Genomic DNA, 21,585 nt, shown 5'->3' with positions numbered 1-21,585 from the left:
GAAAGGTCCCGGCGTTCAGGACAGGAAAAAGGTGCCGCATGCGGCGCCGGGCGACGCCATCGCCCGCCTCTGAGCGTGGCGTTACGCCTGAAATCGCGATCTGGCAAGCGTGATTTGCGGGCCATCCGGCGAACAGGTGCAGCCGCAGCGATCAGAGCGTCAGAAGCCGCCGCATCATCGCGCTTTCCGGGTCCAGCAGCCCGTCGATCACGTCGAAATGGTGCTTGCCATCGTCGATGATATGGCCGCAGCGCCAGGCCTTGGCCAGCAGCATCGCCTGATCCAGAAACACCGGCCGTTCGTCGGCCCCCACCCAGACCGTGACGGGCACCGGCAGGCGCTGCTGCAAGGCCGGGCTTTCGGCCAGCGCCTCGTCCTTGTCGAGCCGCAGGTCGTCGTTCATCTGCGTCTTGATCAGCGGGCGCAGGTCCGCCAGCGGCGAGATCGGCATGACGTGTTCGATCCGCTCCGCCACTTCGGGTGTCAGCATATCAGGCGCGATCATCCGCGCGACCAGATGCCCGCCCGCGGAATGGCCCGCCAGCCGGATCGGTCCCGGCACCTCGTTCGCGGCGACGGTCACGGCCTGGGCGATCTGCCGGGTGATGGCGCTGATCCGCACGCGTGGGCAAAGATCGTAGGACGGCATCGCCACGGCCCAGCCCCGCGCCAGCGCGCCCGTGGCGAAATGCGACCAGTCGGACCGGTCGAACCGCCGCCAATAGCCGCCGTGCACAAAGATCAACAGGCCGCGCGGCGTGAGGTCGGGCAGGAACAGATCGAACGCCTGCCGCGTTGCATGCCCGTACATCAATCCAAGGCGCGCCCGCCCCGTGACCCCCAGCCTTTGCCGAAACGTCTCGGCCTCCGCCGCCCACCGCAGCGGAAAGGCTTCGGCCCCGGGAATATGGGCCGCGTTGGCATAGGCATCGTCCAGGTCCATCACTTTCCCTCCGCAGGGCGCTGGATTATAGGCATAGCAGATGATCTGCCAGAGGCAGTATCAAAACCGGAGAATATCATGCTCGACCAGACAACAAATCTTGCCAGCCTGCTCAAGGATCCATCACTTCTGGAAACCCGCGCCTATGTGGGCGGCCAGTGGATCGATGGCGACAACGGCACGTTCGACGTAACCAACCCGGCGCGCGGCGATGTCATCGCCGAAGTCGCGGACCTGAGCCGCGAACAGGTCGCCGATGCCATCGCGCAGGCGCATGCGGCGCAGAAGGAATGGGCCAGCTGGACCGGCAAGGAACGCGCAGGCGTGCTGCGCAAGTGGTTCGACCTGATGATGGAAAACCAGCACGATCTGGGTGTCATCCTGACCGCCGAACAGGGCAAGCCGCTGGCCGAGGCCAAGGGCGAGATCGGTTATGGCGCGTCCTTCATCGAATTCTTTGGCGAAGAGGCCAAGCGCGTCTACGGCGAGATGATTCCCGGCCACCAGCGCGACAAGCGCATCATGGTGCTGAAACAGCCCATCGGCGTCGCGGCCTCGATCACGCCGTGGAACTTCCCCAACGCGATGATCACCCGCAAATGCGGCCCGGCGCTTGCGGCGGGCTGTGCCTTTGTCGCACGCCCGGCCAAGGAAACGCCGCTGTCGGCCATCGTGCTGGGGGTTCTGGCGGAACGCGCAGGCATTCCCGCAGGTGTCTTCAACGTCGTAACCTCGTCCTCGTCCTCGGCCGTGGGCAAGGAGTTCTGCGAAAACCCCGCCGTGCGCAAGCTGACCTTCACCGGCTCGACCGAGGTGGGGCGCATCCTGCTCAAGCAGGCCGCCGATCAGGTGATGAAATGCTCGATGGAGCTGGGCGGCAACGCGCCGTTCATCGTGTTCGATGACGCCGACCTCGATGCCGCCGTCGAAGGGGCGATCATGTGCAAGTTCCGCAACAACGGCCAGACCTGCGTCTGCGCGAACCGCATCTATGTGCAGGCGGGGGTATATGACGCCTTTGCCGAAAAGCTGAAAGCGCGCGTCGAGAAGATGAAGGTCGGCGACGGTCTGGAAGACGGCACCGAGCTTGGCCCGCTGATCAACCACGATGCGCTCGACAAGGTGCAGGAGCATATCGCAGATGCCAAGGCCAAGGGCGCAAAGGTGATCCTGGGCGGTGAAGAGCACGAGATGTCCGGCAACTTCTTCGGCCCGACCATCGTGACCGGTGCGACCAAGGAGATGGCGTTCTCGACCGAGGAAACCTTTGGCCCGCTCGCCCCGCTCTTCAAGTTCGAGGACGAGGACGAGGTGATCGAACTGGCCAACGACACCATCTTCGGCCTTGCGTCGTATTTCTACGCCAAGGATCTGAGCCGCGTCTACAAGGTGGCCGAGGCGCTGGAATACGGCATCGTCGGCGTGAACACCGGCATTATCTCGACCGAGGTCGCGCCCTTCGGCGGCGTCAAGCAGTCGGGCCTGGGCCGCGAAGGCAGCCACCACGGCATCGACGACTACCTTGAGATGAAATACGTCTGTCTGTCGGTCTGATCCGACCGGCACCCCATGATCGACCCGGCGCGCGGTGATCCTGCGCGCCGGGTTTCTTTTTGGCCCGCGCGGCGCTGTCATGCATCTGTTACGCAACCGTCACACGGGCGTCACCGCTGTGGCTCACCTAGCCCCCAGACAACAATTCCGGGGACTTTGATGCCGAAACACCTTCTTTGCCTGACCTCCATCGCCGCGCTGACCGCCGGTTCCGCGATGGCCGACATGAGTTTCAACCGTATCGCCAGCTTTGCCACGCCGCACAACATGGCCGACGGCGAAGACACGGCGCGCGAAACCTCGGCCGAGATCATCGCCGCCACCGCCGACGGCATGACGCTGGCCTACACCGACAGCCCGCTGGGCGTGCTGGGCCGCATCGACATCAGTGACCCCGCCAACCCCAAACCGCTGGGCAACATCGCGCTGGACGGAGAGCCGACATCGGTTGCCATCCAGGGGCGCACCGCCTTTGTCGGCGTGAACACCTCTGCAAGCTATACCGACCCGTCGGGCCACCTGCTGGCCATCGACCTCGACAGCGGCGCCGAAATCGGCCGCTGCGATCTGGGCGGCCAGCCGGATTCGATCGTCATCGCCAAGGACGGCAGCTTTCTGTCCATCGCCATCGAAAATGAACGGGACGAGGATGCAGGCGATGGCCGCACCGGCCAGATGCCCGCCGGCTTCCTGGTCATGGTCGATGTCGCAGGCACCTCTGCCGACTGCGCGACGCTGAAGACGGTCGACGTCACCGGCCTGGCCGAGGTCAGCCCCGAGGATCCCGAACCGGAATTCGTCGATATCAACAGCCTGGGTGAAACCGTGATGACCATGCAGGAAAACAACCACATGGTCGTGGTCGCCCGCGACGGGTCGATCCTCAATCACTTCTCTGCCGGGGCGGTCGATCTTGACGGGATCGACGCTACCGATGAACGCGCCGCGCTGATTTTCGATGAAAGCCAGCCGGGCCGCGTACGGGAACCCGATGCGGTGAAATGGCTTGACGACGACCACTTCGCCACCGCGAACGAGGGCGACATGGACGGCGGCTCGCGCGGCTGGACGATCTTCAACAAGGACGGCACGGTCGTCTACGAATCCGGCACCAGCTTTGAACAGGCGCTGATCCAGATCGGCCATTACCCGGACAAACGGTCGGATGCCAAGGGGGTGGAACCCGAATCCATCGAAACCGCCACCTTCGACGGCACGCCGATGGTCTTCGTCGGGTCCGAACGCGGCTCTGCCGTGGGGGTTTACGATGCCACCGATCCGGCGAACCCGGTGCTGAAACAGATCCTGCCCTCGGGCATCGGGCCCGAAGGCTATGTCGCGCTGCCGGACCGCAACCTTCTGATCTCGGCCAACGAAACCGACTTGGTCGAGGATGGCGGCGTGCGCGCGCACGTGATGATCTTCGAATACGCCGAAGGCCAGGCCACCTATCCGACCCTGACCAGCGCCGGGGCGGACAGCCTGATCGGTTGGGGCGCGATCTCTGGCATGGTCGCGGGCGAGGGCAGCACGGTCTATGCCGTGAACGACAGCTTCTATGGCTATCAGCCGACGATCTTCACCATCGACACCTCGGTCACGCCGGCGCAGATCACCGACGCAATGGCCGTCACCCGCGGCGGGCACCCGGCGCAAAAGCTCGATATGGAGGGCATCACGCTTGATGGCGACGGCGGTTTCTGGGTCGCCTCCGAAGGGCGCACCGACCGGATGGTTCCGCACGGCCTGTACCACGTCAACGCCAAGGGCGAGATCGAGCAGGAGATCGCGCTGCCCGCCGATCTGCTGGCCGGTGAAAAGCGCTTTGGCTTCGAAGGCATCACCAAGACTGGTGACTGGCTCTGGATGGCCGTGCAGCGCGAATGGGGCGGCGATCCCAAGGATCACGTCAAGCTGGTCGCCTACAACACCGAGACCGAGGAATGGGGCGCCGTCCTCTACCCCAAGGCCGCGGTTGACACCGGTTGGACCGGCCTGTCGGAAATCGTCGCGCACGGCGATTACGTCTATGTGATTGAACGCGACAACCAGATCGGCGAGGCGGCAAAGATCAAGAAGATCTACCGCATTCCTGCCGCTGAAATGGTGCCCGCGCCGATCGGTGGCGACCTGCCCGTGGTCAGCAAGGAAGAGGTCCGCGACCTGATCCCCGACCTCAAGGCCTGGGGCGGCTACGTCGTCGACAAGGTCGAGGGGCTGGCGATCTTCGAAGACGGCACCGCCTGGGTCAGCACCGACAACGACGGGGTCGACGACAGTTCGGGCGAGACGTTCTTCTGGACCATCGGCCAGCTCTGACGCGCAGTCCCGTGCAAACGCAAACGCCCCGCAGAGTGATCTGCGGGGCGTTCTTTTGGTCTGGCGAAAGGTGCCGGCCCACCCGGCCCCCTGCCTCAGTTCACCGATTTAGCGTCCACGACGTCCTTGGACACGCTGTCGGCCTTGGCGATTTCGATCCGGCGCGGTTTCAGCGCTTCGGGAATCTCGCGCTCAAGGTCGATGTGCAGCATGCCGTCGGCATGGCTTGCGCCGACGACGCGGACGTGATCGGCCAGCTGGAACCGACGCTCGAACGCGCGGGTGGCGATGCCGCGATGCAGATAGGTGCGCTCTTGCGTGTCTTCGACTTTGCGGGCGGACACGACAAGCGCGTGATCCTTCACTTCGACGTTCAGGTCGGCGTCACAGAAGCCGGCCACGGCGATCGAGATGCGATAGGAATCGTCGGCGGTTTTTTCGATGTTGTAGGGCGGATATGTCGGCTGGGCCACGTCGTTGGCCAGCACCCGGTCCATCATGTCGGCAATTTGGTCAAAACCGACGGTTGCACGGTAAAGCGGTGCAAGATCAAAGCTTCGCATGGGTCATCCTCCATTGAGCGATACCATTTTCAAGTACGCCTTCCCGACATGGGACAGGCGGTTGATCGTCCCGGGACCCAGAAGAGGCGCCCCGGTCATGCACATATTGGAAGCCGAAACCGCGGTTTCAAGACCCTTGTCAGGGGCGCACGAACCGCGCGCCGCCGCTGGTCATACGCTGCCCGACAGAGACGCGTCGCGCCCCGGCGCTGGCCTTTGGCCGGGCGTTGTCACGGCGCATTTCCCCCATCAACTGCGCCACCACGCCGGGCAGGGCCATGCCGTAAGATTCGCCCAGCCGGTCGCCATCCTGTTCGGTGGCCATCGCCGAAATCAGCGATACGATGCGGATGCGGCCATCCTGCCGGGCAAAGACCGGCGCGCCGGAGGACCCGTAGGTGACGTTGCAGTCGAACGCGATCTGGCCATTGCGGTAGCGCCGCAGCACCGCGCATTCCGCCTGCCGTGACAGGTATTCCGCCCGGTCCTGCCCGTAGGACACGACGCTCACCGGCAGATTGCCCATGTCGCCGTTGAAAAGCTTGAAGGGGTCGGCCTCGGCCGAATTGATCGGCGCATCGAGCCGCAGCAGCGCCACGTCGTAGGCCATCATCGCCCCTGACACGCGGCCGCTGACATCGTGCTTGTAGGCCCGGTGCGGGAAAAGCGCCGCCCCCCGCCGGTCCGCCATGGAGGTGCCGCGATGATACCCGGCGCGGAACACGATGTCCCTGGCGGGGATCCGCGCGCCGTGCGCCTCATAGACGCAATGCGCGGCTGTCAGCGCCACATCGGGCGCGATCAGCACCCCGGTGCACATGCCCTTGGGCGTGTTGATCCGGCCCACCGCCTCCCATCCCAGGATCTCGCCACGGCGCTGCATCGGGGTCAGGGTGCCCGATGTCTGCGCGGCGACCGGCAGGGCCAGAACCAGAGCCAGCAGGGTCAGGACGGCCCGCCGCATCACGGTTTCACGAACTTCGCACCGGTTGTGGTGTTGCGGCTGCCCGCACGCAGGCTGCTGGTACCGTTCAGCCTGAGGCCCTGCGGCGCATCCATGATTTTGCGCAGTTCCGCCAGCGGTCCAGCCAGCGAAGTGCCCAGAGACACCGGTTCGCCATTGGCCTCGGCTTTGGCAGACACCACGGACACGATTCGCGGGCTGCCACTTTCGAAAGAGAAGACCGGAGAGCCGGAGCTGCCGAAATCCACAGAGCAGGACAGCACAAGCACCCCCTGCTGGCGCGACAGCACGCTGCAAAGCTCTTGCAGGGTGGGCGCCTCGGACCGGTCGTGTGCATAGGACACGACGCCGACGCTGGCACCCGTTTCGGGGCGGGCATCGGTTTCGAAGGGGATGATCGCGCCATCCTGGATCGGATGCTGAAGCTCCAGCAGCGCGATATCGACCCGCACGCGCGACGCGTCGGACGCCGCGGCAAAGTCATACTCGGGATGCGGTTCGGCCTTGCGCACATGGCGATAGGCGGCGGCCCGGCCGTTGCGCCATCCGGCCAGGAACTGGATATCCTCGGCCCGGACCCGTTCGCCGGTTTCCGGGTCGAAGAGGCAGTGCGCCGCTGTCAGCACCAGCCTCGGTTCGATCAGCGCGCCGGTGCAGAACGCCCGCCCTGACAATTCAAGTCGGCCGACGGCCTCCCACACACGACCATCCTGCCGGGACTCCATGGAAAAGAGACCCAACCCCTGGGCCGCCAACGGACCCGTCCAGAAAACCGCCACAAAAAGGGCAACAACAACACGCACGCAAACATCTCCCGCAGATGGCTTCGGATGTACGGGGCGGATAAGGCGAAATTAGGGCAAATCCGTCTCAATCGCCGCCCGGTTAATGGTTCAATCCGTCCGATCAAGCGCGGGTGGTTTCGGCCCGCCCGCGGCCCAATCCAAAAGCTCGACCGTGTGCACGACAGGCACCTGTGTGCCCGTTCCGATCTGCATCATGCAGCCGATGTTGCCCGCCGCGATCACATCGGGCGCCTTGGCCTCGAGCGTGCGGACCTTGCGCGCCTTGAGCCGGGCCGAGATTTCCGGCTGCATCAGGTTGTAGGTCCCTGCAGATCCGCAGCACAGGTGGCTGTCGGCGGGTTCGACCACGGTAAACCCTGCGCGTTTCAACAGTTCCTTGGGAAAGGTCTTGATCTGCTGGCCGTGCTGCAGCGAACAGGCGGCGTGATAGGTCACCACCAGGCCTGTGGGGCAAGGCTTGCCCTCTTGCGGGGCGTCGATACCGGCAATATTGTCGCGCGCGGGGCGGGAGGCCTGTTCTTGCGGTGTGTCATCGGCCAACTCCATCAGCAACTCCGAGATATCCTTGGCAATCGCAGATATCCGCGCCGCATCCTCAGCCAGCGAGTCATTGCGAAACATGTGGCCGTAATCCTTGACGGTGGTGCCGCAGCCGCTGGTGTTGATCACGATCGCATCCAGCCCGTCGCCGTCAATCTCGCGCGTCCAGGCGCGGATGTTCAGCGCCGCGGTTCTGTGGCTTTCGCCGACCTTGCCCATGTGATGGGTCAGCGCCCCGCAGCACCCCGCGCCCTTGGCCACCACCACCTCGCAGCCCAGCCGGGTCAGCAGGCGGATGGTCGCGTCATTGATATCGGTGTTCAGCGCCTTTTGCGCACAGCCGGTCATCAGCGCCACGCGCTTGCGGCGGGGTGCGGTCGGCGCGAAACTTTGCGGGTCGTCGTTGCGGCTGACCGGTGGAATCGTCCGGGGCGCCATCTGCAGCATCGCCTTGAGCCGCGCGTCGGGCATCAGAAAGGCGAAGGGCCGCCCGATCTTGGCACCCAGCAGCGCCACGCGGAACCTGGTCGGGTAGGGCAGCACCTTGGACAGGATCCAGCGCAAAGCCCGGTCGGACCAGGGGCGTTCGTACCGTTCCTCGATATAGGCGCGGGCGTGGTCGACCAGGTGCATGTAATGCACACCCGACGGGCAGGTTGTCATGCAGGCCAGGCAACTCAGGCAGCGGTCGATATGCTTGACCGTCTTTTCATCCGGCACCCGCTCGTTCTCGAGCATGTCCTTGATCAGGTAGATGCGCCCGCGCGGGCTGTCGAGCTCATCGCCCAGCACCTGGTAGGTCGGGCAGGTCGCGGTGCAGAATCCGCAATGCACGCAGGCGCGCAGAATGTCATGGCTGCGGGCAAAGTCGGGCTTTTCCAGCTGTTCGGGCGAAAAGGTCGTTTGCATGTCAGGACATCACCATTTGCGCCGTGGCAAGGCCGAACCACGGCAGCGTCGTTGCAAGAAGCCCCGTGACAAAGCTGGGCCGCCAGGCGGGCGAGGTGCCCAGTCGACGGCGCAGCGCCAGCACGAAAAGCGTGATCGCGAGGACCCAGGCGAACCACAAGCAGGCCAGGGACGCCACCGGCGCAGGCTGGCGCAGCGCAAAGGCGCCCAGAACCGCCGCGACGGTGCCCGCGGCCAGCAGGCCAAAGGCTGTTCCCCGCGGCGTGGCGCGCAGGAGCGTGGCATAGGTCACCGGCCCGATGACAAAGCTTGCGGCGAATGCCAGCAGAAACGGGCCGCTCATGCGCCCATCAGCCCGGGGTTGAGGATGCCGCGCGGATCGAATCGCGCCCGCAGCCCTGCACTGATCTGTGCCAGCGGCGCGGGTTCCGGGTGAAAAACCGGCAGCGACGCGCGGGTAGCATCACCCCCGCGCACCAGCGTGGCATGGCCGGAAAATCCGCCCAGTCGCGCCCGCAGGTCGGTGCCCGCGGCGACGCGGACCCAGATCAGCCCTCCGGCCCAGTCAAGCAGGGTGTGCGCATCTTTGCCCATACGCGCGATCATCCCCGGCGCATCGCCGGGTGTGACGGAAATCCGCCAAACATCGCCCGGCTCCTGCGCAAAGGCCGCGACATCGCGCACGCCCTCCCAAATCTCTGCGCTCTGCGCGCCTTCCAGCGTCGTCATCTCGGCTTGCCCCGCCATCAGTGTCCTGACTGCGCCCAGACGGTAGCGCACAGAGGTTTCGAACCCCTCAAGACGCATGAGGGTGACAGGCACCTCACCCGACGCAAGCGGTGCGACGGCAAGCCCCGTGACCTCGTAGGGCGATCCCGCCGCCTGCGCCATGGCCCGCACCGCCGCATCCACATCCTGCCCGTGCAGGCACAGCGTGGCGCTGAATTCGGGCTTCGGCAGCACCTTGAAGCTTACCTCGCTTAGTATCCCCAAGGTGCCACGGCTACCGGTCAGCAGCTTGACCAGATCGTAGCCGGTCACATTCTTCATCACCCGGCCGCCGTTCTTGATCACGTTGCCGCGGCCATCGACAAATCGCACACCCAGCATGAAATCCCGACAGGCCCCGGCCTGGATGCGCCGCGGCCCCGACACGTTGGCGGCAACCACGCCGCCGATGGTTGGCGTGCCTGTCGTGCCCAGAAGCGGGCGGTGATCCATCGGCTCGAACGCGAGGCGCTGGTTCTCCGCATCCAGCGCCGCCTCGATCTCGGCCAGCGGGGTGCCGGCCTGCGCCACCATTGTCAGCGCGCCCGGCTCGTACAGCGTGATCCCGGACAGCCCGCCGGTTTCCAGCACCGCGCCCACGGGCGTGCCTTGCCCCCGCGTGCTGCCGCCGCGGATGTGCAGCGGGCCGCTGGCGGCGGCGACCATCTCGGCCAGGTCGGTCTCTGTCTCGGGTCTCATGATCTTCTCTGGTTTCCAAATACCTCGGGGGAACGCGGCCCTGCCGCGTGGGGGCAGCGCCCCCAAACTACTCTGCCGCGAGCGGGACGATACGGCGGCTTTCCGATGCGTCCAGCGGAAACACCTTGGCCGGATTCAGCAGCCATTTGGGGTCGAACACGTCTTTCACGGCCATCTGGCATTCCAGATCCTCAGGCGCGAACTGATCGACCATCAGGTCGCGTTTCTCGATGCCCACGCCATGTTCGCCGGTGAGGCAGCCGCCGACCTCGACACAAAGCCGCAGGACATCCGCCCCCATCGCCTCGCAAAGCTCCAGATCGCCCTCCTTGTTGGCATCGAACAGGATCAGCGGGTGCATGTTGCCGTCGCCTGCGTGAAAGACATTGGCAACGCCCAGACCATATTGCTTGGAAAGTTCTCCGATACGGCGCAGCACCTGCGGCAGCGCGGTCACCGGGATCGTGCCATCCAGGCACATGTAATCGTTGATCTGGCCCATCGCGCCAAACGCTGATTTGCGCCCCAGCCAGATGCGCCCGGCCTCGTCTGCGTCCTTGGCCTCGCGCAATTCAACCGGATCATGGCGCCGCGCGATGTCGAGGATCAGCGCCAGTTGCGCGTCAATCTCGTCCGGTGATCCCTCGACCTCGACGATCAGCAGCGCCTCGCACATCGGATAGCCCGCCTTGGCGAAGGCCTCGCAGGCCTCGATACAGGGGCGATCCATGAATTCGATGGCCACCGGCAGGACGCCCGCCTTGATGATATCCGACACGCAGGCACCTGCGACCTCGTTCGAATCGAACGCCATGAGGACGGGCCGCGCGCCTTCGGGTTTGCGCAGGATGCGCAGCGTCGCCTCTGTCACGACGCCCAGTTGACCCTCGGACCCGCAGATCAGGCCCAAGAGGTCATAGCCCGCTGCGTCCAGATGCGCGCCGCCAATCTCGGTCACCGTGCCGTCCATCATCACCATGGTGACGCCCAGCAGGTTGTTCGTGGTCACGCCGTATTTCAGGCAATGCGCCCCGCCCGAATTCATCGCGATATTGCCGGCGATGGCGCAAGCCAGCTGCGACGACGGGTCGGGGGCATAGAAAAAGTCGTTCTCTTCCACCGCGCCGGTGACGCTCAGGTTCGTGCGGCCGGTCTGGACCCGGATGAACCGGTTGTCATAGTCGGTCTCCAGGACCTCATTGAGCCGCGCGACCCCCAGGATCACACTGTCCGCCGTGGGCAGCGCGCCGCCCGCCAGCGACGTGCCCGATCCGCGTGGTACCACCGGCACACCCTCTTCGAAGCAGACGCGCAGTACGGCTGACACCTCTTCGGTCGAGCCTGGCAGCACCACGGCCAGCGGCGGGCAGCGATAGGCGGTCAGCGCGTCGCATTCATAGGCCCGGGTTTCCGCCAGGTCCGAAATCACCGCATCGCCGCGCAGCACCTTGCGCAGCCGGTCGATGATCTGCGACTTGCGGGCTAGAATTCCCGCGTCGGGCTGTGGCATCTGCATCGGCAATCCCCCTGATTGGTAAGATAATATAACCAATATAAGGATATCACAATTTGAATCGCCGACAAAGGGCGCGACATCTTGCGCATCCTCTGCGGCTGGCGCAGGGAACAGGCATGGCTTGGGTCAAGATCATACACATACTCTGCGTCATGGGGTGGATGACCAGCATTTTCGCGGTGCCCCGGGCGCTGATCTACTGGAAACGTGAATACGACCGTCTGGGCGAATTCGGCCCGCTCGGCGATCTCACGATCCGGCTTTACCGATTTTCGGCGGGGCTGGGGGTTATCGCGCTGCTGACCGGGCTGTGGCTGGGCGCGACATGGGGCTTTCCGGCCTGGGTCTGGCTGAAGCTGGTGCTGGTGCTGGCGCTGGCCGCGCATTACGGCTGGACCGGGCGGCTGGTGCTGCGGGCGCGGCGCGGTGTGTTCACCGAATCCGACCGCTACCTGCGCATCTTCAACGAGGTTAGCGTGTTCGGCGTCATCGCGATCCTTTGGGTCGTCGTGGTCAAGCCGTTCTAGCCGATGGACCTGCTGGCGCAAATCTACCAGTTTCCGTTGGTCGACCAGATCGGGCTGGGCCTGCTTTTCGCTTCGTGGATCCTGTGCAGTCTGGTGATCGAACACCCGCCGTTGCGGTGGCCGTCGGTCAGCAAGCTGATGTCGGCCTACCGACGCGAATGGATGCGCCAGTTCGTGACCCGCGACCCGCGTATCTTTGATTCTCAGATCATCGGGAATTTGCGGCAAGGCACGGCGTTCTTCGCCTCGGCCAGCATGATCGCCATCGGGGGCGGGCTGGCGCTGATCGGCAATGCCGATCTGTTGCGCGGCGTGGCGGCGGACCTGACGCTGGGCACGGTGCCCACGATCGTCTGGGAAATCAAACTTCTGCTGATGCTGGTCTTTGCCGCCAATGCCTTTCTGAAATTCGTCTGGGCGCACCGGCTTTTTGGCTATTGCGCTGTTCTGATGGCCGCGGTGCCGAACGATGCAAAGCATCCCATGGCGCATATTCGCGCGGACAAGGCGGGCGAGCTGAATATCGCGGCGGCCCGGGCCTACAACCGCGGTCTGCGCTCGGTCTATTTCGGCATCGCCTCTGCCGCCTGGCTTTTGGGCGCGCTGCCGCTTGTCATCGCGGTGCTGTTCACCCTGCTGGTGGTGCTGCGGCGTGAATTTGCGTCCCTGTCGCGGCGGGTGCTGCTGGACCGGTCGGATGACATATTCGACACGCAGTCGTGACGCGCCTATACCGGGCACAGCTGATAGGATGAGCGCATGAGATACCTGCCACCCCTTCTGGCCGCCCTGGCGCTGCCCAGCCTGTCACTGGCTGGCGCGCCCGAGGTCGTGAACGCCACGGCCACCAAGTCGGGGATGAGCTGGCGGTTCGAGGTGACGCTGCGTCACGACGACACCGGCTGGGACCACTATGCCGACGGCTGGGACGTGGTGGACGTGAATGGCCACGTGCTGGGCACCCGAGAGTTGATGCACCCGCATGTGAACGAACAGCCCTTCACCCGGTCGCTAAGCGCGGTTTCGGCGCCCGACGGCACGCGCACGGTCTTCATCCGCGCGCGCTGCTCGGTCGACGGCTGGACCGGACCGGTTTACGAGCTGGAGCTGTCGCCGGAAGGCTAGGCCCCGAGTCGCACAGAGCGCAGCAATGATAGCGCCGCGCAACACCGCCGATGCGTGCCCTAGCTGCGGCCTTCGCGCAGCCACGCTCCGATGATCAGCCCTGACGCCAGCAGCAGCACCAGCCACGCGGGCAGCATCGGCGTCTGGGTGACGTTCAGCGTCTCGAACGCATCACGCGCGGTCAGGCCGATCCAGCCGCGCCCGGCGGCGGGGCGGCCCAGGCTGACCTCGCGCAGTTGCGGCACACCGTCCTCAAGCCGCGGGGTGCCGCCGCGCATGCTGTCGATCACCGGCTCGAGTGCGGCGCCCGACGCGATGGTCTGCTCGAATTCGCGCGGCGCGGCAGGCCCTAGCCCGATCACCGCGTCCTCGTCACCTTCGCTCAGACGGTAAAGCCCGATCTCCGGGCCTTCATACAGCGCCTCGAACCGGCCCGGGCTGACCTCTTCCAGCGTCACCTCTTCGGTTTCGCCATCGGGCCGCGTCACGGTCACCGCGCCAACGGTGTCCTCAAGCGTGCGGCGGATGATGCGCATGGTCTGGCCAGTGGGTTCGGCCCAAAGCGCCTCTTCCTCAAGCTCGGGTTCCTTCATCATCCAGTGCGCCAGCCGCCGCAGCAGCTCCAACTGCGGCCCGCCGCCTTCGAAGCCGCGGTTCCAGAGCCACGCGTGATCGGAGGCCAGCAGCGCCACACGCCCCTCGCCCACCCGGTCGAGCATCAGCAACGGCCGGTCGTCGATACCGGACATCACCACGTCACCGTTGTCGTTGGGCATCACCTCGATCTGGCGCATCCAGCGGCCCCAGCTGTCCTGCCCCGTCAGGCCCGCAGTCACCGGATGGCGTTCGCCCAGATCGGTGACCGCCGGGCGGTAGCCTTCTTCCAGCACACGCGCGGTCGGTTCGGCAGGCAGAACCTCGGCTAGGGACGAGCGGTAGATGCTGTCGGCACTGGCAAAGTCGGGCCCCGCCGCGATCAGCACGGCGCCGCCCTGTTCGACATAGTTGCGCACGTTGTCGAGGTAGATCGACGGCAGGATGCCCCGCCGCTTGTAGCGGTCAAAGATGATCAGATCGAAATCCTCGATCTTTTCCAGGAACAGCTCGCGCGTCGGAAAGGCGATCAGCGACAGTTCGGTGACCGGCACGCCGTCCTGCTTTTCCGGCGGGCGCAGGATGGTGAAATGCACCAGATCGACGGAACTGTCGGATTTCAGCAGGTTGCGCCAGGTGCGGCCACCGGCATGCGGCTCCCCGCTGACCAGCAGCACGCGCAGCCGGTCGCGCACGCCGTTGATCTGCACCAGCGCGGTGTTGTTGCGGTCGGTCAACTCGCCCTCGGCTTCGGGCAGGGTGAACTGGATGACGTTCAGCCCGCCGTGCGGCAGGGTCACGGGCAGTTCCAGATCCTCGCCGATGGCGACGGTGAAGCTTTGCGGCTCGGCCCCGTCGACCGAAATGTCGAGCGTGGTAGTCTCGGCCCCGGGCGCGGCGCCCTCATCCTCGATCCGCAGGGTCAGGGTGACCGGTTCGCCCAGAATCGCGAAGGCGGGGGCGTTCTTGACGATCAGGCGACGGTCCCAGTCGCTTTCGCGTCCGGTCAGCAGAAGGTGCATGGGCGCGGGCAGGTCGGGGGCGCGTTCGAGATCGTGCAACCGCCCGTCCGATAGCAGCAGGATGCCCGCGATCCGCGCACGCGGTTCTTCGGCCAGCGCGGCGTTGAGTGCGGTCATGAGCAGCGTGCCGGTGTCGGCCTCGCCATCGCCGACCTCGATCCGCCGCACCTCGGTGTTGGGACGGCCCGCGAGCCGCGTCTCGAGCGTCGTGGCGGCGTCTTCGGTCACGCCCGCACGCTCGGCGAGGGTCTGGCTGGCGCTGGTGTCCACCAGCATCAGCACGATATCGGACAGCGGTGCGCGATCCTCGACCTGGTAGGACGGCTGCGCAAGCGCCCCCACCAGCACCAGTGCCGCGAGCGCCCGCAAGGCCCAGCCCGACAGGCCGCGCCACAGCGCAAGCCCGACGCCAATCGCGGCGATCACGGCCAGGACGGCGATCAGCAGCCATGGCAAGAGCGGATCAAAGACGATGGTTCCGGTCATTGGCCCAACCTGTCGAGAAGCGCAGGCACGTGAACCTGATCGGATTTATAGTTCCCGGTCAGCACGTGCATGACCAGGTTGACGCCGAAACGGTAGGCGATTTCGCGCTGGCGTTCCCCGGCAAAGCCGCGCCCCACCGGAAAGGTCGGGTTGCCGCGCGCATCCATCGCCCAGGCTGCAGCCCAGTCGTTGCCGCCGATCACCACGGGCGTCACGTTGTCGTTGAGGTTGCGAAACGGCATGCCCTCGATCAGTTCGGCGTCGGGCGGTGCCGCCTCGACCCAGACATCGCGGCCCGCGTGGCGGCCGGGAAAATCCTGAAGCAGGTAGAAGGTGCGGGTCAGCACATGATCCTGCGGGATCGGTTCCAGCGGCGGAATGTCCAGAGGTGCTGCCAGTTCGCGCAGCTTGCGGCCGTTGGGGCTTGATCCGCCGAACCGGGCGATATCGGCATCACGGGTGTCGAAAAGGATCATCCCGCCCGACCGCAGATAGGTGTTGAGCTTGGCATAAGCCTCGGCCGAGGGTGTCGGCTGGTCGGGGGTGACGGGCCAGTAAAGGATCGGGAAGAACGCCAGTTCGTCGGTTTCCAGATCGACCCCCACCGGATCGGCCGGTTCGACCGAGGTGCGGAAGAACAGCGTTTCCGAAAGGCCGCGCAACCCGGCGGCGGCGGTGTCGTCCAGCGCCGCATCGCCGGTGATCACATGCGCCAGCGTCACCTCGGACGTGGCGGCCAGCGCAAGCGTGTCATCCTGCGCGCGGCCCTGCTGCGGCATCAGCGCCAGGGCGGCCAGCATCGTCGCCGCGACACGCGCACCGCGCAACCGGCCAGACAGCGCCAGCGACGCGATGACATCCGCGAGCAACAGTCCGATGGCCAGCGCCAGCAGCCACCCCGCCAGCGGCGTTTCCTCGGGTCGGTTCAGACCCTCGACCGGAACCCGGTCGGGCCAGACCACCGGCTCCAGAACCGTGTCGGCGGTGACGACGTTGCGCGCAAGGCTGCGGTCTTCCCCCTGATAAAGGCCGGGGCGCAGATCGGGACCAAGGGCGGCGGTCACAAGATCCTCGCCCGCGACACCCGGCAGGGTGCCGCCATCGCGTTCGGCGCCAAAGGCATCGAGCACCGTGGCGGGTTGCCAGACCGTGCCGGTCAGATCGTCGGCCTCGGGCGTGGTGGGGGTCGACGAGACCGCCAGCCGTTCCAGCATCTGCACGAACAGGCCCGACAGCGGCAGCGACGACCATTCGGCATTGGCGGTCACATGCACCAGCACCACTTGCCCCTGACCCACGCGCTTGCGGGTCACCAGCGGCGTCCCGTCGTCCAGCTGGGCGATCACCCGTTCGGCCAGCGTCGGATCGGGCTGCGCCATGACCTGGGCGGTGACGTTGACATCGTCAGGCACCGGCAGGCCGAAGAACGGGCTGTCGGCGTTGAAGGGGGCAAGCGATTTCGGCTCCCCCCAGCTCATCGCGCCGCCCACGGTGCGGCCGCCCGCGCGCAGACGCACGGGCATCAGCGGGTCCTCTTCCTCGCGGCTGAGGTCGCTGGCGGCGATGCGCGGCCCGGCAAAGCGCAAGAGCAGCCCGCCCCGGTCCAGCCAGTCCAGCACCGCCTCTTCCTCGGCGGTGCTGAGCGTCGCGACATCGGCCAGCACGATCACGTCGGGGTTCGCGGGCAGGATGTCCAGCAGCGCGCCATCCAGCAGATCGGCGGTCGGCTCCAGCGCGCGGCTGAGAAAATGCAGCGGCGACAGCAGTTCCAGCCCTTCGCGGTCTTCGCGTCCGGCGATCAGCGCGACCTCGCGGCGGCGCAGGCTGTCGTCGGGCAGGGCGATGGCGCCCGCGCTTTTCTGGCCTTCGATCTCGAACCGGGTGATGCGGGCGCGCAGTTCGGCGGGCAGAGACAGTTCAGCCGTGGTGGTGAGCGTGTCTGCGTCGAAGGTTGCCGGAATGCGCGCGAGCACGGCGGGGTTGCCTGCGGGATCGAGTCCGCGCGCGGCCAGCGAAACCTCGGCCACCGGGCCGGGGCGCAGGCGGCGCAGGGTCAGCGCGAGCGTGCCATCGGCGAATTGCGCTGGCTCCAGCCCGTAAAGGCTGCGCGGGCTTTCGAAAACGGTGACCTGGCCGCGATCTTCGAGCGCCGCCAAAAGCTCGGCCCGGTCGTCGCGCGCCAGACCGTCGGAGAGCCAGTAGGTGTCGAAATCCTCGTCCGGCAGGGCCGCAAGCACCCGCGCGGTCTGTTCCGGCCCGGGTTGCCAGGGTTCCGGCACGATACCGCCCAGCCGGGTGCGCCAGCTGTCGGCAGACTGGAAGACCGGCGCTTCGGGCGCGCTCAGCCGCACCATCGCCACGGGCCGGTCGTCACGCGCCGCGCGGGTCAGCAACGCATCCATCGCGTCCGAACGCGCGCTCCAGTCCGCAGCACTGGCCCAGCTGGCATCCATCAGCACCAGAAGCGGGGCATTGCCACCGGCATCGGCGGCGTTGTCCTCGGGGTTCAGCACCGGCCCGGCGAGGCCTAGGATCACAGCCGCGACCGCCAGCATCCGCAAGAGCAGCAGCCACCAGGGGGTGCGGTCGCTGACCTGTTCCTCGTCTTTGAGGCCCAAGAGCAGCACGACGCCGGGGAACATCCGGCGGATTGGGGCGGGCGGAACGGCGCGCAGGATCAGCCACAGGATCGGCAGGGCCAGCAGGCCAAGCAGAAGCCAGGGCGTGGTGAAACCAAGCACGCCGAAAAGGGTCATCCGTGACCTCCGTCCATCGCGCGGTAAATCCACAGCAGGGCGGATTGGGCGCTGTCGTTGGTGTGGTGGCAGCGGTATTGCCAGCCGGTCAGGCGGCAAAGCTGCGTCAGCCTGTCCTTGCGCGCGGCCAGCCGCTGCAGATAGCGGTCGCGCAGATCGCCCGCCTTGAGCGTTTCATGCGACACCGATTTGCCGACGCTTTCAAAGATGGTGCGGCCTTCGAAGGGGAACACCTCTTCGCTCGGGTCGAGCACCTGTAGCAGGACGCCGCGCACGCCGCGATCCGCCGCCTTGGTCAGCGCCGCCTCAACGGGCGCGACGTCGCCCAGAAAGTCGGACACGAACATCGCGCGCGAATGCGGCAGCATACCACGCGCCTCTGGTTCGCGGTAATCTTCGGGCGCTTCGGTGCAGAAGGCCTCGGCCAGCCGCAGGATCTGTTCCTGCCCGCGGCGCGGCGGCAGGCCCCAGCCCGTGAGCCCCACCCGTTCACCGCCCCGGATCAGCAGGATCGATGCGGCCAGCGTCAGGATGCGCGCCCTTTCGGCCTTGGTCGGCAGGTTTTTTTCCGACCGGAACCGCATGGCGGCAGCATCGTCGAGCCACAGGATAACACTTTGCGCGATCTGCCATTCGCGTTCGCGCACGAAATCCGCATCGCCCTTTGCCGACCGCCGCCAGTCGATGCTGCGTCGGGCATCGCCGGGCTGCAGCGGGCGGTATTGCCAGAAGTCGTCGCCCAGACCGGCGCGCCTGCGCCCGTGGTCGCCCAGAAGCACCGTGCCCGCCAGATGTTCGGCGCGCGCAAGCAACGCCGGAAGGCGGGCCGCCTCTTCCTCGGCAACCTGACGAAGGGCGAGGGCTGGTTTCACGCAGCCGCCTCGGACCGCATCATCCCTTCGGCGACGGATTCGATCAGCGCACCCAGGTCTTCGCCACGCGCCCTGGCCGAGAAGGACAGCGCCATGCGATGGGTCAGCACCGGGCGGGCAAGGTCGATCACATCCTCGGGCGCGGGGGCCAGACGGCCTTGCAGCAGGGCGCGGGCGCGCACGGTCAGCATCAGCGCCTGCGCGGCGCGGGGGCCGGGGCCCCAGGCCACGGTGTCGCGCACCCGTTCGCTGGCCGACGGATCGGACGGGCGGAAGGCGCGTACGAGATCAAGGATCATCTCGACTACCGCGTCGCCCACCGGCATCCGCCGCAGCAGCGTCTGCGCGGCCAGTAGGCTGGGCGTGTCAAAGACCTGGTGCGCCTGGGCATCTTCCGTGCCGGTGGTGGCCAGCAGGATGTCACGTTCCGTCGCGCGGTCGGGATAGGCCACGTCGATCTGCACCAGAAAACGGTCAAGCTGCGCTTCGGGCAGGGGATAGGTGCCTTCCTGCTCGATCGGATTCTGGGTGGCGAGCACATGGAACGGCGCGTCAAGCGGGCGGTCGGCGCCCGCGACCGTCACCGTTTTTTCCTGCATCGCCTGCAACAGCGCCGATTGCGTGCGCGGCGAGGCGCGGTTGATCTCGTCCGCCATCAGCAGCTGACAGAAGATCGGGCCGGGGATGAACTTGAACGCGCGGCTGCCATCGGCGCCGGTTTCCAGAACTTCGGAGCCAAGGATGTCGGCAGGCATCAGGTCGGGCGTGAACTGCACCCGGTTGCCGTGCAGGCCCATGACCGTGCTCAGCGTTTCCACCAGCCGGGTCTTGCCCAGGCCCGGCAGGCCGATCAGGATCGCGTGGCCGCCGCACAGCAGTGAGGTCAGTGTCAGATCGACGACCCGTTCCTGACCGATGAACCGCTTGGTGATCGCCTGCTTGGCCTCGGCCAATTTCTGTTCCAGCGCCTCGATTTCGGCGACCAGATTTTCGGCCTCGGCCATGACAACTCTCCCTTGCAGGCTATCTTTGTTGGTATGAGTGTATCGCGCAGCGAGGAAATGGCAAAAGCAATGAACGCACAAAAAGTTGTGACACCCTCTGCCGACGGCATCGCCGCATCGGCCCGCGCCGCCAAGGGACGGGGCCTGCCGCCCGTTCACAAGTGGAATCCGCCGTTCTGCGGCGATCTGGACATGCGCATCGCGCGCGATGGCACATGGTTCTACCTCGGCACGCCCATCGGCCGGTTCGAGCTTGTGCGACTTTTTTCATCGATCCTGCGCAAGGACGGGGACAAATATTTCCTTGTCACCCCGGTCGAAAAGGTCGGGATCACCGTCGACGACGCGCCCTTCGTGGCCACGGATTTCGAGGTCAAGGGCGAAGGCGAAGCACAGGTGCTGACCTTCACCACCCACATGGGCGACGTGGCCGAGGCCGGGCCGGACCACCCGATCCGGGTCGAGCGGGATGCCGAAACTGGAGAGCCGTCGCCCTATATCCTGATCCGCGCCAACCTTGAGGCGCTGATCGACCGCAAGAGCTTTTACCGGCTGGTGGATATCGGCGCGCATCACGACGTGGACGGGCAAAGCTGGTTCGGCCTCTGGTCTGGCGGTCAGTTCTTTCCGATGATCCCCTCGGCCGACCTGCCGGACTGACAGGCCTGCGTCAGTCGCCCAGCTTGGCGTGCACCTCGTCCAGATCGATCTCACCGATCGGCATCTTGTTGCCGGGATTTTCGAAGTCGTATTTGAAAAGGTCGAAGTCGCGCCGGTAGATTTCGTAGATCAGGTGCATCGCCATGTCGTCGAAATAGTCCTCGACCGGGTGGGCGCGTTTCGGCCCGTGCCCTTCGGATTCATTGAACCGCGGGATCGCCTTCAGATCGACCTTGTGCGGCGTCTCGATGGCCGACAGCACATCCTGCATCCCGTCGTTGAAGGTCTCGGTCCAGAAGATCTTGTTGTAGCGGCCGCCGTTGACGATGAAGGTGCTGACGTGCCCCGACATCGCGGACCAGTGGATGTCCGGCTCCATCGGGCGGCGCCATCGGATGGTGTCGCGCACGAACAGCAGGAACCGGCGAAAGCTGCGGATCTGGTCGAAGTCCTGCTTGCCGTCCTCGCCCCCGACCTCGATCCCGTATTTCTGGATCAGCAGCGGAACGAGGTTTCCGCGGTAGCGCTTGCCGTTGCGCTGGATGCCGCAGATCTTGTCGAAGAAGGACGACAGGATGCGCGTGTAGGGATTGCGCACGCAGGTGAAGGCATAGGAGGTGTGGGTCTTGACGTTGGCGTTGATCAGCTTCTGGCTGTCCTCGCGCGCCCATTTGTGCAGCCCCTGTTCGGCGTCGTGAATGTCACCGTCAAAGAACGTGCCGTGGTCGGAATAAAACATGATCTGGCCGATGGTCGAACAGGCGCATTTCGGCACGACCCGATAAACCACGCTTTCGCTTTCGGTCATCCAAGTTCCTGGAAACCCCATGCCTGCCGCCTCCGAAAATACTGCACCGTCTTGTCCCGGGCGCTTTATAGGGTCAAAAAAGCAAAGAAACCCGGTTTATTCAACGCCTCTTCACCTCTATCAACATAAACAATCAGGCGAAACTAGGGC

At 65.7% G+C, this 21,585-nt stretch carries 19 protein-coding genes; 6 read left to right on the top strand and 13 right to left on the bottom strand.

Features of this window, described 5'->3' with window-relative positions; translation table 11 throughout:
- Nucleotides 1–151: 151 nt before the first annotated feature.
- Complete coding sequence (locus tag ACOXXX_RS09475; RefSeq protein ID WP_422826326.1) at nucleotides 152–943, bottom strand: alpha/beta hydrolase; 792 nt, start codon at nucleotides 941–943, stop codon at nucleotides 152–154.
- Between the two features lie 78 nt (nucleotides 944–1,021).
- On the opposite strand from ACOXXX_RS09475, the gene ACOXXX_RS09470 reads away from it, so the two are divergent.
- Complete coding sequence (locus ACOXXX_RS09470; RefSeq protein WP_422826325.1) at nucleotides 1,022–2,497, top strand: NAD-dependent succinate-semialdehyde dehydrogenase; 1,476 nt, start codon at nucleotides 1,022–1,024, stop codon at nucleotides 2,495–2,497.
- Between the two features lie 159 nt (nucleotides 2,498–2,656).
- Nucleotides 2,657–4,816, top strand: coding sequence for an esterase-like activity of phytase family protein (locus ACOXXX_RS09465; protein ID WP_422826324.1), 2,160 nt, complete (start codon nucleotides 2,657–2,659; stop codon nucleotides 4,814–4,816).
- Between the two features lie 95 nt (nucleotides 4,817–4,911).
- Here ACOXXX_RS09465 and ACOXXX_RS09460 read toward each other — a convergent pair whose 3' ends face one another.
- The 7 genes from ACOXXX_RS09460 to ACOXXX_RS09430 all read right to left on the bottom strand — a co-directional run bounded on the left by ACOXXX_RS09460 (nucleotide 4,912) and on the right by ACOXXX_RS09430 (nucleotide 11,581).
- Nucleotides 4,912–5,379: an Hsp20 family protein gene (locus tag ACOXXX_RS09460; protein ID WP_422826323.1), complete on the bottom strand. Its 468-nt coding sequence runs from the start codon at nucleotides 5,377–5,379 to the stop codon at nucleotides 4,912–4,914.
- Nucleotides 5,380–5,518: 139 nt separating this feature from the next.
- Nucleotides 5,519–6,343 (bottom strand): trypsin-like serine peptidase, encoded by an 825-nt coding sequence (locus tag ACOXXX_RS09455; protein ID WP_422826322.1) that lies wholly within the window; start codon nucleotides 6,341–6,343, stop codon nucleotides 5,519–5,521.
- The gene (locus ACOXXX_RS09450) at nucleotides 6,343–7,068 is read right to left on the bottom strand and encodes a trypsin-like serine peptidase (RefSeq protein ID WP_422826321.1); all 726 of its coding nucleotides are present in this window, start codon (nucleotides 7,066–7,068) and stop codon (nucleotides 6,343–6,345) included. Before ACOXXX_RS09450 ends, ACOXXX_RS09455 begins: the two co-directional genes overlap by 1 nt.
- A 168-nt stretch (nucleotides 7,069–7,236) precedes the next feature.
- Nucleotides 7,237–8,598: a glycolate oxidase subunit GlcF gene (glcF, locus tag ACOXXX_RS09445; protein ID WP_422826320.1), complete on the bottom strand. Its 1,362-nt coding sequence runs from the start codon at nucleotides 8,596–8,598 to the stop codon at nucleotides 7,237–7,239.
- 1 nt (nucleotide 8,599) lies between these two features.
- Nucleotides 8,600–8,941 carry a hypothetical protein gene (locus ACOXXX_RS09440; protein ID WP_422826319.1) on the bottom strand — a complete coding sequence of 114 codons (342 nt, stop codon included), beginning with the start codon at nucleotides 8,939–8,941 and terminating at the stop codon, nucleotides 8,600–8,602.
- Complete coding sequence (locus tag ACOXXX_RS09435) at nucleotides 8,938–10,065, bottom strand: FAD-binding protein (RefSeq protein WP_422826318.1); 1,128 nt, start codon at nucleotides 10,063–10,065, stop codon at nucleotides 8,938–8,940. Before ACOXXX_RS09435 ends, ACOXXX_RS09440 begins: the two co-directional genes overlap by 4 nt.
- 67 nt (nucleotides 10,066–10,132) lie before the next feature.
- Nucleotides 10,133–11,581: an FAD-linked oxidase C-terminal domain-containing protein gene (locus ACOXXX_RS09430; protein WP_422826317.1), complete on the bottom strand. Its 1,449-nt coding sequence runs from the start codon at nucleotides 11,579–11,581 to the stop codon at nucleotides 10,133–10,135.
- Between the two features lie 116 nt (nucleotides 11,582–11,697).
- Between ACOXXX_RS09430 and ACOXXX_RS09425 the strand changes: the two genes are divergently transcribed.
- The 3 genes from ACOXXX_RS09425 to ACOXXX_RS09415 are packed head-to-tail and all read left to right on the top strand — an operon-like array spanning nucleotide 11,698 to nucleotide 13,233.
- On the top strand, nucleotides 11,698–12,108 hold the full coding sequence (locus ACOXXX_RS09425; RefSeq protein ID WP_422826316.1) for a CopD family protein: 411 nt from the start codon (nucleotides 11,698–11,700) through the stop codon (nucleotides 12,106–12,108).
- Nucleotides 12,109–12,111: 3 nt separating this feature from the next.
- Nucleotides 12,112–12,831: a DUF599 domain-containing protein gene (locus ACOXXX_RS09420; RefSeq protein WP_422826315.1), complete on the top strand. Its 720-nt coding sequence runs from the start codon at nucleotides 12,112–12,114 to the stop codon at nucleotides 12,829–12,831.
- A gap of 36 nt (nucleotides 12,832–12,867) precedes the next feature.
- A complete protein-coding gene (locus ACOXXX_RS09415) occupies nucleotides 12,868–13,233 on the top strand; it encodes a hypothetical protein (protein ID WP_422826314.1) in 366 nt (121 codons plus the stop codon).
- Between the two features lie 59 nt (nucleotides 13,234–13,292).
- Here the strand turns inward: ACOXXX_RS09415 and ACOXXX_RS09410 are convergent, their stop codons facing one another.
- The 4 genes from ACOXXX_RS09410 to ACOXXX_RS09395 are packed head-to-tail and all read right to left on the bottom strand — an operon-like array spanning nucleotide 13,293 to nucleotide 19,967.
- Nucleotides 13,293–15,335, bottom strand: a complete 2,043-nt coding sequence (locus tag ACOXXX_RS09410; protein ID WP_422826313.1) for a glutamine amidotransferase — start codon at nucleotides 15,333–15,335, stop codon at nucleotides 13,293–13,295.
- Entirely contained in the window at nucleotides 15,332–18,091 is a 2,760-nt protein-coding gene (locus ACOXXX_RS09405) for a DUF4159 domain-containing protein (protein ID WP_422826312.1), read from the bottom strand. Before ACOXXX_RS09405 ends, ACOXXX_RS09410 begins: the two co-directional genes overlap by 4 nt.
- A complete protein-coding gene (locus ACOXXX_RS09400; protein WP_422826311.1) occupies nucleotides 18,088–18,963 on the bottom strand; it encodes a DUF58 domain-containing protein in 876 nt (291 codons plus the stop codon). Before ACOXXX_RS09400 ends, ACOXXX_RS09405 begins: the two co-directional genes overlap by 4 nt.
- Complete coding sequence (locus ACOXXX_RS09395) at nucleotides 18,960–19,967, bottom strand: AAA family ATPase (RefSeq protein WP_422826310.1); 1,008 nt, start codon at nucleotides 19,965–19,967, stop codon at nucleotides 18,960–18,962. The genes ACOXXX_RS09400 and ACOXXX_RS09395 overlap by 4 nt, the downstream gene beginning before the upstream one ends.
- 69 nt (nucleotides 19,968–20,036) lie before the next feature.
- Between ACOXXX_RS09395 and ACOXXX_RS09390 the strand changes: the two genes are divergently transcribed.
- On the top strand, nucleotides 20,037–20,627 hold the full coding sequence (locus tag ACOXXX_RS09390) for a DUF1285 domain-containing protein (RefSeq protein ID WP_422826309.1): 591 nt from the start codon (nucleotides 20,037–20,039) through the stop codon (nucleotides 20,625–20,627).
- A gap of 10 nt (nucleotides 20,628–20,637) precedes the next feature.
- Here ACOXXX_RS09390 and ACOXXX_RS09385 read toward each other — a convergent pair whose 3' ends face one another.
- Complete coding sequence (locus ACOXXX_RS09385; protein WP_422826308.1) at nucleotides 20,638–21,456, bottom strand: sulfotransferase family protein; 819 nt, start codon at nucleotides 21,454–21,456, stop codon at nucleotides 20,638–20,640.
- Nucleotides 21,457–21,585: the final 129 nt, after the last annotated feature.

This window comes from Thalassococcus sp. BH17M4-6, from assembly GCF_049323015.1.
In the GTDB taxonomy this organism is placed as follows: domain Bacteria; phylum Pseudomonadota; class Alphaproteobacteria; order Rhodobacterales; family Rhodobacteraceae; genus Puniceibacterium.
Note: the sequence above shows the minus strand (reverse complement) of the source record. Positions and strands in the feature narration are given on the sequence as shown.

Excerpts from the sequence above, each read along its gene's own strand:
- ACOXXX_RS09475 (WP_422826326.1), bottom strand. The coding sequence starts at position 943 with ATGGACCTGGACGATGCCTATGCCAACGCGGCCCATATTCCCGGGGCC.
- ACOXXX_RS09470 (WP_422826325.1), top strand. The coding sequence starts at position 1,022 with ATGCTCGACCAGACAACAAATCTTGCCAGCCTGCTCAAGGATCCATCA.
- ACOXXX_RS09465 (WP_422826324.1), top strand. The coding sequence starts at position 2,657 with ATGCCGAAACACCTTCTTTGCCTGACCTCCATCGCCGCGCTGACCGCC.
- ACOXXX_RS09460 (WP_422826323.1), bottom strand. The coding sequence starts at position 5,379 with ATGCGAAGCTTTGATCTTGCACCGCTTTACCGTGCAACCGTCGGTTTT.
- ACOXXX_RS09455 (WP_422826322.1), bottom strand. The coding sequence starts at position 6,343 with ATGCGGCGGGCCGTCCTGACCCTGCTGGCTCTGGTTCTGGCCCTGCCG.
- ACOXXX_RS09450 (WP_422826321.1), bottom strand. The coding sequence starts at position 7,068 with ATGGAGTCCCGGCAGGATGGTCGTGTGTGGGAGGCCGTCGGCCGACTT.
- glcF (WP_422826320.1), bottom strand. The coding sequence starts at position 8,598 with ATGCAAACGACCTTTTCGCCCGAACAGCTGGAAAAGCCCGACTTTGCC.
- ACOXXX_RS09440 (WP_422826319.1), bottom strand. The coding sequence starts at position 8,941 with ATGAGCGGCCCGTTTCTGCTGGCATTCGCCGCAAGCTTTGTCATCGGG.
- ACOXXX_RS09435 (WP_422826318.1), bottom strand. The coding sequence starts at position 10,065 with ATGAGACCCGAGACAGAGACCGACCTGGCCGAGATGGTCGCCGCCGCC.
- ACOXXX_RS09430 (WP_422826317.1), bottom strand. The coding sequence starts at position 11,581 with ATGCAGATGCCACAGCCCGACGCGGGAATTCTAGCCCGCAAGTCGCAG.
- ACOXXX_RS09425 (WP_422826316.1), top strand. The coding sequence starts at position 11,698 with ATGGCTTGGGTCAAGATCATACACATACTCTGCGTCATGGGGTGGATG.
- ACOXXX_RS09420 (WP_422826315.1), top strand. The coding sequence starts at position 12,112 with ATGGACCTGCTGGCGCAAATCTACCAGTTTCCGTTGGTCGACCAGATC.
- ACOXXX_RS09415 (WP_422826314.1), top strand. The coding sequence starts at position 12,868 with ATGAGATACCTGCCACCCCTTCTGGCCGCCCTGGCGCTGCCCAGCCTG.
- ACOXXX_RS09410 (WP_422826313.1), bottom strand. The coding sequence starts at position 15,335 with ATGACCGGAACCATCGTCTTTGATCCGCTCTTGCCATGGCTGCTGATC.
- ACOXXX_RS09405 (WP_422826312.1), bottom strand. The coding sequence starts at position 18,091 with ATGACCCTTTTCGGCGTGCTTGGTTTCACCACGCCCTGGCTTCTGCTT.
- ACOXXX_RS09395 (WP_422826310.1), bottom strand. The coding sequence starts at position 19,967 with ATGGCCGAGGCCGAAAATCTGGTCGCCGAAATCGAGGCGCTGGAACAG.
- ACOXXX_RS09390 (WP_422826309.1), top strand. The coding sequence starts at position 20,037 with ATGAACGCACAAAAAGTTGTGACACCCTCTGCCGACGGCATCGCCGCA.
- ACOXXX_RS09385 (WP_422826308.1), bottom strand. The coding sequence starts at position 21,456 with ATGGGGTTTCCAGGAACTTGGATGACCGAAAGCGAAAGCGTGGTTTAT.